Source organism: Erwinia sp., from assembly GCF_031978025.1.
GTDB lineage: Bacteria > Pseudomonadota > Gammaproteobacteria > Enterobacterales > Enterobacteriaceae > Erwinia.
In genome coordinates this window covers 1-11657 of record NZ_DALZCD010000132.1, presented here as the reverse complement: position 1 = coordinate 11657, position 11657 = coordinate 1, and the positions used below count along the sequence as shown (strand labels likewise).

Below are 11657 nucleotides of genomic sequence, written 5' to 3'. Positions count from 1 at the left end.
AGCTGGAGCGTTCTGGCACTGTTGTGGGTGATGAGTTTGATCCCTTCATCCAGCTGGCCATACCCCATCAGCTGGCAGACATGCATCCCCATATGCAGTACCTGGAGCATACTCGCGGTGCCGAGTGGATACCACGGATCAAAGACATCATCATGCCCGAAACAGACGTTGATCCCGGCTTCCAGCATCTCTTTTACCCGCGTGATGCCGCGCCGTTTAGGATAGCTGTCAAAACGTCCCTGAAGATGGATATTCACCAGCGGGTTAGCAACAAAATTAATACCGGAAAGTTTCAGCAGCCGGAACAGACGCGAAGTGTAAGCGCCATTATAGGAGTGCATCGCCGTGGTATGGCTGGCGGTAACGCGGGCGCCCATTTTCTCGCGCAGCGCCAGCGCGGCGACAGTTTCCACAAAGCGCGACTGCTCGTCGTCGATTTCGTCACAATGTACGTCGATCATTCGCTGATACTTCTGCGCCAGCGCAAACGTTTTATGCAGCGACTCCACGCCGTACTCACGGGTAAATTCAAAATGTGGAATAGCCCCAACCACGTCCGCACCCAGCCTCAATGCTTCTTCCAGCAAAGCTTCGCCATCGGGATAAGAGAGAATCCCCTCCTGCGGAAACGCAACAATTTGTATATCGACCCACGGTGCCATCTCGCGCTTCACTTCCAGCATGGCACGCAGGGCGGTGAGCGTGGGGTCGGAGACATCCACGTGGGTGCGGACATATTGAATACCGTTAGCGATTTGCCATTTCAGCGTCTGGCACGCACGTTTTTTGACGTCTTCATGATCCAGTAACGCTTTGCGCTCCGCCCAGCGTTCGATGCCTTCAAACAGCGTGCCGGATGCATTCCAGGCCGGTTCGCCCGCCGTTTGCGTGGTATCCAGATGGATATGCGGCTCGATAAAAGGTGGAAAAGCCAGCCCGCCTTCTGCGTCCAGCGAGCCGTCCGGCACGGTACCTTGTGTCTGAGGCGAAATGGCGGCAATTTTGCCGTCATGGATAGCAATCTGCCAGAGTCCTTCGCGCCACGGCAATCGCACATGGTGAATGCTTTTTAATGGAACAGCCTGCATAAACACGCTCCTGAACGTCAGTGGTTTTTAACCATACCATTTTTGGCACTGTTGCAAAGTTTGTGATGAGACAGCCTTCAGTATTCTTGAAATCTCTTATCTTTCAAAGAGTCTGCTCACCAGGCGCCTCTCACCCGAGGGATGCCCAAAATAAACTGATTCGGCATGACCTTTCCGTCGCGCTCGCATCACCTCAATACCTTTGATTGCGGCACAGGCCGACTTCATGGATTTACATCCCAGCGTAATGACTTTAGCTTCTCCTTTTCAGGAAAGCGCTGCACACTGCTAATGCTCCCGGACTTCCCTCACGGCGCGTATCAAGGCGAGTCGATACTGGCAGCACTCTATCAGTGGGGACGGACTGGACGGCATCCCCCGTTTTCGGGCAGGAGCATTCGTTACATTCACCCGTTGGTGCTGCACTCAAACCGATAAAGCCTCGGCGGCGGTCTTAAGATTACATTCCGCGTTGCTTATAGGAGGGAACATCCGTTTCATATCCGTCATCTCCTTTATTTATAAAAGAAATATTCGACCAGTCCCGATAGTCTGCTGACTCTTTATCAGCATTAATCAATAGTTTTACAGGCATGCCTGTAGCTAAAGCAGCCGTAAGCCTGTGATGCCCCTCAACAACAACAAGCGATCCCTGCTCTGTCGGTGCGGCAATAATAGGATCTTGCCTTTCACTGAGACCGCGCATGAACTCATCTTTGTAAAATTCCAGGTGCTCACCCACCAGATCGGGTTGCCCGGGCAAAAAATCTGCATAACTTGAATTTTCAATGTTCATAGGGGAATGGGGTTTATAAGACGCTTTATACATTAAGTTTCCGTAACGCTCGCCAGTTTCGGTACCAAAAAGGGACAATGTTCCGTATTGCATCCGACTTTGCGCAGCCTTAATCAGATGAGAGCCTGGCGCGTTGGCGGCCTCTTGTGGATGATGTTGTTCTATCGACCGCTGCATCAGATCACTGCGTGAACATTGGGCCTGATAGGAGCTGGACACTGGGGGCGTCGGTGTATTGGTAGGTGGAGGGGGGGCAGACAGGAAGATGGACTCGGTTCTACCTGATGAAGGCACGTGCAGGTCGATCCCGGCAATGTCGTATTTGCCAATGTCGTATTTGGCACACTCGTTTAATTGGGCGCGTACCGTCAGATGAGCAACATCGTTTTCCGGCAGGACGTCGACCTGTTGCTCATAGTGAGCTTCTGCGCCTCGGGTCGAGCACAACTGCAGAGCGCCGTCGGTGATGGCATTACTGGCCAGCAATGCCAAAAGCTGATGGTGGCCATTAGGCTGCATTTCGCTCTGATTTAGTGCCCAATGGGCATTGGTGCTCAGGCTGGCCAGCGAGAGCGTTTGGGGATGTTTTAGCTGGGTATGCTCTGCCCCCGGCGCTGCCACCGACTGGGCGGAGCTGATGGAACGGGTGTAGCGAGAAGGGATTCCTGATTGGAGGGGATTCATCGTTGCCTGTCCTGTTTTGAAAGATAAACCGGTCGCGGAACCGACCTGTACCTGGTAGGTGGCCAGAAAGGCTTAGGGGTTCCGCAGGCTGATAAGGTATGTGCAAGGCAACACCGATCTGAAGCGAACATCAACCCATTTGCAGCCGCAGGCTGCCAGGTTTCCGCGCCAGCCGTCACCTTTGCTGAGGCAGGTTTGAATATCCTGTCACCACAGGGGCAAGCATGAGTGGTCAGTATTGAGAGATAATAATTCCAGAGACCTGCCTCACGGGCTGCAAATTCTTCCGTGGCTTCAGGCTACAGGTGCCCTTTCAGGCACTGTTGCAAAGTTTGTGATGAAATAGCCTTCAGTATTCTTGAAATGTCTTATCTTTCAAGGAGTCTGTTCCCCACACGCCTCTCAGCCGGGGATGCCCAAAATAAGCTGATTCGGCCTGACCTTTCCGTCGCGCTCGCCTCACCTCAATATCTTTGATTGCGGCACAGGCCGTCTTCATAGATCGCCATCCCAGCGTCGCGCCGATTATCCTTTTCAGCTTGCCATCACCGCATTCAATGATGGGGGTTAAGTTACCCTTTCCAGATTTTTCCAACAGAGCCCCATTGTTCAGGATGACGGCAGACGTAACCAAATCCAGTAAAATCCTTAACTTACCTAAAAAAGCCTAAATATCATCAAACTACCTATAAAGGAGTATTTAAAAACTGGCTTGATATACGTCAATAACTCTGCAGTTTTGCGCGCTACTGTAGCGGTATTATTTTGTTATGTGAGGCACAAATGCGTACCCGACTCGTTATTATTGGCAACGGCATGGTAGGGCATCGCCTGTTGGAAGAGCTGGCCGAAAAAGCGGCGCCAGAGCAGTTCGATATTACGGTTTTCTGCGAAGAGCCTCGCCTGGCTTACGATCGCGTGCATCTCTCCGCCTACTTTATGCATCACAGCGCCGAAGCCCTTTCGCTGGTGGCGGAGGGCTTTTGCGAAAAGCATAAAATAAGCGTGCTAACGGGTGAGAAAGCCTTGACGATCGATCGCCGCGAAAAAGTTGTTTATTCCAGTAAAGGTCGCGCGGTGAGCTACGACAAGCTGGTACTCGCCACCGGCTCTTACCCCTGGGTCCCCCCCATTGCGGGTGCCGAGGGTAAAAACTGCTTTGTTTATCGCACGCTGGACGATCTGGACGCTATCGAAGCCTGTGCCCGGGGCAGCCGCAGCGGCGCGGTAATCGGCGGCGGCCTGCTGGGACTGGAAGCGGCCGGCGCGTTGAAAAACTTAGGCATGGAAACGCACGTGGTAGAGTTTGCCCCGGTGCTGATGGCAGAACAGCTCGATCCACTGGGCGGAAAGCTGCTGCGGACAAAAATCGAGGGAATGGGCGTCGCCGTTCATACCAGCAAAAATACCCGACAGATTATTGACGCCCCGTCAGGCGGTAAAATTTTGCACTTTGCAGATGACAGCGAGCTGGCAGTTGATTTTATCGTCTTCTCCACCGGCATCCGTCCTCAGGATCGTCTCGCCAGAGAAGCCGGGCTGGCCACGGGTCCGCGCGGCGGCGTAGCAATCGATGATAGCTGTCGTACTGCAGATAAAGATATTTACGCCATTGGCGAATGCGCCGCCTGGCAGGAACATGTTTATGGTCTGGTTGCGCCAGGCTACAAAATGGCGCAGGTCACGGCGGCCAGCCTGCTGGGTCAGGAAAACGCCTTTACCGGCGCAGATATGAGCGCGAAGCTTAAACTGCTGGGCGTGGATGTCGGCGGCATTGGAGATGCACACGGCCGTACGGCGGGCGCGCGCAGCTATCTTTATCTTGATGAAAATCAAGAAGTCTATAAAAGGCTGGTGGTCAGCCCGGACAATAAAAAGCTGCTTGGAGCGGTGCTGGTCGGGGATACCAGCGACTACGGCAATCTGCTGCAGCTGATGCTTAACGGGATCGAGCTGCCGGACCATCCCGATACGCTGATCCTGCCCGCCCATGCGGGAAATAAACCGGCTTTGGGCGTCGATTCGCTGCCGGAAACGGCGCAAATCTGTTCCTGTTTCGACGTCACTAAAGGCGATCTGGTGCTGGCCATTCAGAACGGCTGTCATACTGTTGCGGCGCTGAAGGCAGAAACCAAAGCGGGTACGGGCTGCGGCGGCTGCGTGCCGCTGATGACCCAGGTGCTGAACGCAGAGCTGAGCCGCCAGGGTATCGAAGTTAACAGCCACCTTTGTGAACATTTTCACTATTCGCGCCAGGAGCTGTATCACCTCATCCGCGTGGAAGAGATTAAGACCTTCGAGCAGCTGCTCGCTAAATATGGCCAGGGCTACGGCTGCGAGGTCTGTAAGCCGACAGTGGCTTCGCTACTTGCCTCCTGCTGGAACGACTACGCGCTACAGCCGTCCCTGGCGCCTTTACAGGACAGCAACGACAGTTTCCTTGGCAACATCCAGAAAGACGGTACCTACTCCATCATCCCTCGTTCCGCCGGTGGCGAGATCACCCCAGCCGGGCTAATAGCCATTGGCGAGGTGGCCAGCCGCTACGGCCTTTATACCAAGATCACCGGTTCGCAGCGTATCGGCCTGTTCGGCGCTCATAAAGACGATCTGCCCGCTATCTGGCAGACGCTGATTGAAGCCGGTTTTGAAACCGGTCACGCTTATGCCAAAGCGCTACGTATGGCAAAAACCTGCGTAGGCAGCAGCTGGTGCCGCTTTGGTGTGGGTGACTCCATCGGACTGGGCGTGGAGCTGGAAAACCGCTACAAGGGCATCCGTACACCGCATAAGATGAAGTTTGGCGTGTCGGGCTGTACCCGTGAATGCTCAGAAGCGCAAAGCAAGGATGTCGGCATCATCGCCACGGAAAAAGGCTGGAATCTTTACGTCTGCGGCAATGGCGGCATGAAACCCCGTCACGGTGATCTGCTGGCAGCCGATCTGGATCGGGAGACCCTTATCCACTATCTGGATCGTTTTATGCTTTTTTACATCCGGACGGCCGATAAATTGCAGCGCACTTCGGTGTGGCTGGAAAGCCTGGATGGCTGTATCGACTATCTGCGCGAGGTCATTATCCACGACAAGTTGGGCCTTAATGCCCAGCTGGAGGCCGATCTGGCCCGCCTGCGCGAGCGCTTCGTCTGTGAATGGCAGGCGACGCTGGCCCAACCGGAACGGCTTGCCCGCTTCCGCCATTTTATCAACAGCGACAGCCGCGATCCGCTGGTACAGAGCGTGCCAGAGCGTCAGCAGCATCGGCCCGCCCGGCCCGAAGAGCGCATTCCCATCGTCATGGAGGAGCAGCCATGAGCCAGTGGCACCGCGTTTGCCCTTTAGAAACTATCCAGCCCGCCACCGGCGTTTGTGCGCTGGTCGCAGGTGAACAGGTCGCCCTGTTCCGTCCCCGCGCCGACGAAGCGGTGTTTGCCCTGAGCAATATTGATCCCTTTGCCCAGGCCAGCGTGCTCTCTCGTGGCCTGATTGCCGAACATCAGCAAAGCCTGTGGGTCGCCAGCCCGTTGAAAAAGCAGCGTTTTCGACTGAGTGACGGTGTTTGTATGGAGGATGCCAGCTGCTCGATCCCTGCCTGGCCCGCCAGAGTCCGCGACGGCATGGTGGAAGTGGCGATATAACCCCTTCTCTCTTTTTATGGCCGCGCTTTGCGGCCCTTTTTATGGCGAGCTCCCTGTGAACTGGTTTCCTCTTTTTTGCGATCTGCGCCACAAGGCAGTTTTACTCGTTGGCGGTGGAGACGTAGCCGAGCGCAAGGCACGGCTGCTGCTGAAAGCCGGCGCGGATTTACGCGTCTGCGCGCCCCGTTTTTCCTCTCCCTTCTACGAATGGCAACAGGCCGGAAAGCTGACGCTGCTGGAAACAGGCTTCAGGCCTGAGTACATCGACGACTGCTGGCTGGTGATAGCGGCAACCGACAGCCACGAGGTCAACCGGCAGGTTAGCGACTGCGCCACGGCTCAACGAGTCTTCTGCAACGTAGTGGATGCACCCGCTCAGGCCAGCGCCATTATGCCTTCGGTCATCGATCGCTCGCCGCTGATGGTGGCCATTTCCAGCGCAGGGGATGCGCCGGTGATGGCCCGTCTGCTGCGTGAAAAAATCGAAGCGCTGCTGCCGCAGCATCTGGGAAAAGTAGCCGCATGGGCGGGAGCGTTACGGCCGCGAGTAAAATCAACCTTTCACGAAACCGGGCAGCGCAGGCGCTTCTGGGAAAAGCTTTTTCACCACGATCGGCTGGCACAAACCCTTGCCAACGGAGACGATGCGCAGGCGGAAAAGCTGACGGAAGCGCTGTTTAGCGAACCGCTGGCCAGACAGGGGGAAGTCGTGCTGGTGGGTGCCGGACCGGGTGATGCAGGTTTACTGACGCTGAAGGGACTCCAGCAGATTCAGCAGGCGGACGTGGTGGTTTACGACCGGTTGGTCTCCGAAGAAGTACTGGAGCTGGTCAGGCGCGATGCGGAAAGAATTTTTGTGGGTAAACGGGCGGGCTATCACTGTGTGCCCCAGGAAGCTATCAATCAGATCCTGCTGGATCAGGCGGGTCAGGGAAAACGCGTGGTACGGCTGAAAGGCGGCGATCCCTTTATTTTTGGGCGTGGCGCAGAAGAGCTGGAAGCGTTAGCCGGATCGGGCGTCCCCTTTTCCGTAGTGCCTGGCATTACCGCCGCGTCGGGCTGTTCGGCCTACAGCGGCATTCCGCTTACCCATCGCGATTATTCACAAAGCGTAAGGCTGGTTACCGGTCACGTGCAGAAAAACGGCTCGCTGGACTGGCAAAATCTGGCGGCGGAACGGCAAACACTGGTGTTCTATATGGGATTAACGCAGGCAGCGGAGATCCAGCAGCAGCTACAGGCGCACGGCATGAGCGGTGAAATGCCGGTGGCGCTGGTAGAAAACGGCACCTCGACCCGACAACACGTTTTGACAGGGCAGCTGAGCGAACTGGCTATGCTGGCCAGCCGGGCACAAAGCCCCTCGCTGATTATCGTGGGCCGGGTGGTCGCTTTACGCGATCGGCTGCGCTGGTTTTAAACCGGCCGCTCATAAAAAACGGCGCCCCTGACTGATTTTCAAAGGCGCCGTTTATCTTAGCCGTTACGGCTGGGCGACAAAGCCTACGGCTTCGTAGACTTTTTTCAGCGTTTCCTGCGCCTGAGCGCGGGCTTTCACCGCACCGTCACGCATCACCTGCTCCAGGAAGGCTTCATCATCGCGATAGCGATGATAACGTTCCTGCAGCTCGCTCAGCATTGCGGAAACCGCCTCGGCTACCGCGCCTTTCAGGTGCCCGTACATCTGGCCTTCAAACTGTTTTTCCAGCTCGGGAATGCTGGTGCCGGTTACGCCGGAGAGAATATCCAGCAGGTTAGAGACGCCCGCTTTGTTTTTCACGTCATAACGTACTACCGGTGGCTCATCACCGTCGGTCATGGCACGTTTGATCTTCTTCACTACCGATTTCGGATCTTCCAGCAGGCCGATGACGTTATTGCGGTTGTCGTCCGACTTGGACATCTTTTTAGTCGGCTCCAGCAACGACATGACGCGCGCGCCGGATTTTGGAATAAACGGCTCCGGCACCTTAAAGATATCGCCGTAAAGCGCATTAAAACGCGCAGCCACGTCGCGGCTCAGCTCCAGATGCTGCTTCTGATCTTCGCCAACCGGCACCTGTGTGGTCTGATAAAGCAGGATATCTGCCGCCATCAGCACCGGATAATCAAACAGGCCCGCATTGATGTTTTCTTCGTAGCGCGTGGATTTGTCCTTGAACTGCGTCATGCGGCTCAGCTCGCCGAAGTAGGTATAGCAGTTCAGGATCCAGCTCAGCTGCGTGTGCTCCGGCACGTGCGACTGCACGAAAATAGTGCTTTTCTGGGGATCGATGCCGCAGGCCAGATAAAGCGCCAGCGTATCCAGCGTCGCTTTACGCAGCGCCACCGGATCCTGACGTACCGTAATGGCATGGAGGTCGACAATGCAGTAAATGCAGTTGTAATCGTCCTGCATGCTGACCCACTGACGCAACGCCCCCATATAATTACCGATGGTCAGTTCGCCGGAAGGCTGCGCGCCGCTAAATACGATGGGTTTCATCTTTTTCGTCCTGGTCGTTACAGCCCTAATGCGGGCAACAAATCGTTAAAATGGTCAAGCACCAGCGTCGGCTGGCTGCTCGCAATCGGTTCGCCATAGTTATAGCCGTAGGTTAGCCCTACGCAGGGCGTGCCCGCCGCTTTTGCCGCCTGAATATCGTTGCGGGAATCGCCCACGAACAGCAGTTCGGCAGGCAACAGGCCGAACTTGCCCAGCACCAGAAACAGCGGGGCCGGATGCGGTTTCTTCGCCGTCACGTCGTCGCCACCCACCACCAGCGAAAAGCAGTCGCTGATGCCGAGCGAAGCCAGCAAAGGCGCAACAAACGGCGTAGGCTTATTGGTCACGATAGCCATCGGCATGCCGGTAGCCGCCAGTTTCTGTAGCCCCTCTTTTACGCCGGGAAACAGCTTACTGCCACTTTCGACAACGACGGCATAATGCTTATCAAGCAGCACCCGCGCGTCACGCAGCAGATCGCTTTCCGGCGCGTGTCCCAGCGCCCAGGTCAATGCGCGCTCGATCAGCACGTCCGCCCCGTTACCAATCCAGGTAGAGACGCGCTCTAAACCGGCGGCCGGAAGATCAAGCGATCGTAAGGCGGCGTCTACCGCGCTGGTCAGGCCGGGCGCGCTGTCGGTCAGCGTCCCGTCAAGGTCGAACGCCAGCGCGCGAATATCAGTGAAATGAGCCATGGCGAGATTTCTCCAGTTCCGTACGCATATCATCAATGACCTTTTTATAGTCAGGCTGATTGAAGATAGCGGAGCCTGCCACGAACATATCGGCACCGGCCGCGGCGATTTCGCCGATGTTTTCTGCCTTCACGCCGCCGTCCACTTCCAGGCGAATATCGTAACCGCTCTGGTCGATCAGCTTACGGGCCTGGCGCAGCTTGTCCAGCGTGCCAGGAATGAACGACTGGCCGCCAAAGCCCGGGTTAACCGACATAATCAGCACCACGTCGATTTTGTCCATCACGTAATCCAGATAGCTGAGCGACGTGGCAGGATTGAACACCAGCCCCGCTTTACAGCCGTGCTCTCTGATCAGCTGTAGCGTGCGGTCAACGTGCTCGGACGCTTCCGGATGAAAAGTAATATAGCTGGCGCCAGCCTTGGCAAAATCGGGGATCAGGCGATCGACCGGTTTTACCATCAGGTGCACATCGATCGGGGCAGTAATACCGTAATCACGCAGCGCTTTCAGCACCATCGGCCCCATAGTCAGATTAGGCACGTAGTGGTTATCCATTACGTCGAAATGCACGACATCACCACCGGCAGCCAGCGCTTTCGCCGTGTCTTCACCCAGGCGGGCGAAGTCTGCAGACAGAATTGATGGAGCGAGTAAAAACTTTTTCATCCATTTCTCCCAATTTAGCGCGCCTGGCGACAGGCACGTAATGCTGTTGAGGGTCAGTCGCTGCTAAACAGCGCCAGCAGTTCGTTGACCTGCAGACGTCCGCTGCCGCTGCGGCTGATCGAGCGACGGGCTTTAATCTGATGCAGCTGCGCAGCCTGATACCACTCGCGGGTGAGCGGCGTATCATGGTTGGAGATCAGTACCGGAACACGGTTTTCACGCGCCAGTTTTTCCGCCAGCTCGGCCAGGTGCTGCTGCTGCGCCAGGCTAAAACTGTTGGTGTGGTAAGCGGTGAAATTCGCCGTAGCCGTTAGCGGCGCATAAGGCGGATCGCAGTAAACTACCGATCCTGGCTGCACCCGCCCCAGCGTATCAGCGTATGATTCGCAGATAAAGGTGGCGTTTTGTGACCGTTCGGAGAACCAGTAAAGCTCCTCCTGAGGAAAATAGGGTTTGCGATAGCGGCCAAAAGGGACGTTAAACTCACCGCTCAAATTGTAGCGGCACAGTCCATTGTAGCAGTGGCGGTTAAGGTACAAGAACAGCACGCTGCGGCGATAGGGATCGCTACAGTGGTTGAACTCCAACCGACGAGCATAGTAGAACTCGGCGTCGTTGCTTTCGCTGGTGAACAGTTTGCCGGCATCGGCCACAAACTCATCCACGCGATGCTTTACCACGTTGTAAAGGTTAATCAAATCGCCATTGATGTCCGCCAGCACGTAGCGCGAAAAATGCGTATTGAGGAAGACGGACCCTGCGCCGACAAAGGGCTCAATCAGGCAATCCCCTTCTGGCAGGTGACGCTGGATATCGTTAAGCAGCGGGAACTTACCGCCCGCCCATTTTAAAAAAGCGCGATTTTTTTTCATGCCGTCGTTTTATTACACTTACTCTTCTGGCTGCGGTTACACCGACAGCATATCTGCGCTTTAAATTACCAGCCCGCATAACGCGGGCTGGCAGAGAACATCGTCAGGCCCGGAAGCCGCTAATTGGCTGACTCTTTTTTCACCTGGCTGACAGGTTTCACCCAGGGGCTTTTCGCCTGAACTTCTGACGGCAGCGAAGCGACCGCGCGTTTTGCATCGGCTGGTGTCGCGTAAGCGCCGCTCACCAGCACGTACCATGGCTGCCCGTTGCGCGTCGTTTTATACACGTGATAGCTGCTCAGATTCTGCTTTTTCGCCCACGCGTTAAGCGTATCGGGACGTGAAGCACTGCTCAACTGGAGCGTATAGTTGCCGCCGGTAACTGGGGCTGCTGGCGCGCTGTGGCTCTCTTTTACGGCAGGTTTTGCTGCTGTAGGTTTGTGCGTAGCGGGCCGGGTCTGCTGCTGAGGCTGAGAGGCAGCAGGTTGACGCGTAGACGAATGCGTGGTCGAACGCGTCGCCGCAGGCTGATGCATTTGCGGCGCGGTAACAGGCTTGCTGGTCGTGCCGCCGCCCATCACGGTTGCTGGTGCCAGCGGCAGCGAGCTGCCCTGCATATCTGAACTGGCGGCATCTACCTGATTCTGCTGGTTAGAAAGCGCGTTGTTGAGATCGCCAGGCAGTTCGACGCGCTGCTGTCCCGCAGGCGTTTGCACCGGCTCCGCTTCA

Annotated in this window: 10 protein-coding genes and 2 pseudogenes; 3 read left to right on the top strand and 9 right to left on the bottom strand. The window is 56.0% G+C overall.

The window, feature by feature from the left end:
• From codA to RTK32_RS12095, 4 genes and pseudogenes are all read right to left on the bottom strand, one after another.
• A partial coding sequence (gene codA, locus RTK32_RS12110) for a cytosine deaminase (protein ID WP_312044258.1) occupies positions 1-1088 on the bottom strand: 1088 nt, incomplete at its 3' end.
• Between the two features lie 96 nt (positions 1089-1184).
• Positions 1185-1334: pseudogene (locus RTK32_RS12105) on the bottom strand (IS6 family transposase); the annotation flags it as partial.
• A 214-nt stretch (positions 1335-1548) separates the two neighbouring features.
• Positions 1549-2568, bottom strand: coding sequence for a hypothetical protein (locus tag RTK32_RS12100; protein ID WP_312044256.1), 1020 nt, complete (start codon positions 2566-2568; stop codon positions 1549-1551).
• A 349-nt stretch (positions 2569-2917) separates the two neighbouring features.
• A pseudogene (locus RTK32_RS12095) lies at positions 2918-3130 on the bottom strand (hypothetical protein); the annotation flags it as partial.
• Between the two features lie 221 nt (positions 3131-3351).
• On the opposite strand from RTK32_RS12095, the gene nirB reads away from it, so the two are divergent.
• Genes nirB through cysG form a run of 3 tightly spaced genes read left to right on the top strand, consistent with a single transcriptional unit; the run spans position 3352 to position 7626 of the window.
• Positions 3352-5883, top strand: a complete 2532-nt coding sequence (nirB, locus tag RTK32_RS12090) for a nitrite reductase large subunit NirB (protein WP_312044254.1) — start codon at positions 3352-3354, stop codon at positions 5881-5883.
• Positions 5880-6206 carry a nitrite reductase small subunit NirD gene (gene nirD / locus RTK32_RS12085; protein ID WP_312044252.1) on the top strand — a complete coding sequence of 109 codons (327 nt, stop codon included), beginning with the start codon at positions 5880-5882 and terminating at the stop codon, positions 6204-6206. The genes nirB and nirD overlap by 4 nt, the downstream gene beginning before the upstream one ends.
• Positions 6207-6261: 55 nt before the next feature.
• On the top strand, positions 6262-7626 hold the full coding sequence (gene cysG, locus RTK32_RS12080) for a siroheme synthase CysG (protein WP_312044250.1): 1365 nt from the start codon (positions 6262-6264) through the stop codon (positions 7624-7626).
• A 63-nt stretch (positions 7627-7689) separates the two neighbouring features.
• On the opposite strand, the gene trpS is transcribed toward cysG, so the two are convergent.
• From trpS to RTK32_RS12055, 5 genes are all read right to left on the bottom strand, one after another.
• Complete coding sequence (gene trpS / locus RTK32_RS12075) at positions 7690-8691, bottom strand: tryptophan--tRNA ligase (protein WP_312044248.1); 1002 nt, start codon at positions 8689-8691, stop codon at positions 7690-7692.
• A 17-nt stretch (positions 8692-8708) separates the two neighbouring features.
• Entirely contained in the window at positions 8709-9386 is a 678-nt protein-coding gene (locus RTK32_RS12070) for a phosphoglycolate phosphatase (RefSeq protein WP_312044246.1), read from the bottom strand.
• A complete protein-coding gene (rpe, locus tag RTK32_RS12065) occupies positions 9370-10056 on the bottom strand; it encodes a ribulose-phosphate 3-epimerase (protein WP_312044244.1) in 687 nt (228 codons plus the stop codon). The genes RTK32_RS12070 and rpe overlap by 17 nt, the downstream gene beginning before the upstream one ends.
• A gap of 53 nt (positions 10057-10109) precedes the next feature.
• Positions 10110-10928, bottom strand: coding sequence for an adenine-specific DNA-methyltransferase (gene dam, locus RTK32_RS12060; protein ID WP_312044242.1), 819 nt, complete (start codon positions 10926-10928; stop codon positions 10110-10112).
• A gap of 119 nt (positions 10929-11047) precedes the next feature.
• Positions 11048-11657, bottom strand: a 610-nt coding sequence (locus RTK32_RS12055) for an SPOR domain-containing protein (protein ID WP_312044240.1), incomplete at its 5' end; no start/stop codon positions are given.

What these genes read in the sequence shown, in the direction of transcription:
- nirD (WP_312044252.1), top strand. Translation starts at nt 5,880, where the DNA reads ATGAGCCAGTGGCACCGCGTTTGCCCTTTAGAAACTATCCAGCCCGCC.
- rpe (WP_312044244.1), bottom strand. Translation starts at nt 10,056, where the DNA reads ATGAAAAAGTTTTTACTCGCTCCATCAATTCTGTCTGCAGACTTCGCC.
- dam (WP_312044242.1), bottom strand. Translation starts at nt 10,928, where the DNA reads ATGAAAAAAAATCGCGCTTTTTTAAAATGGGCGGGCGGTAAGTTCCCG.
- trpS (WP_312044248.1), bottom strand. Translation starts at nt 8,691, where the DNA reads ATGAAACCCATCGTATTTAGCGGCGCGCAGCCTTCCGGCGAACTGACC.
- RTK32_RS12070 (WP_312044246.1), bottom strand. Translation starts at nt 9,386, where the DNA reads ATGGCTCATTTCACTGATATTCGCGCGCTGGCGTTCGACCTTGACGGG.
- nirB (WP_312044254.1), top strand. Translation starts at nt 3,352, where the DNA reads ATGCGTACCCGACTCGTTATTATTGGCAACGGCATGGTAGGGCATCGC.
- RTK32_RS12100 (WP_312044256.1), bottom strand. Translation starts at nt 2,568, where the DNA reads ATGAATCCCCTCCAATCAGGAATCCCTTCTCGCTACACCCGTTCCATC.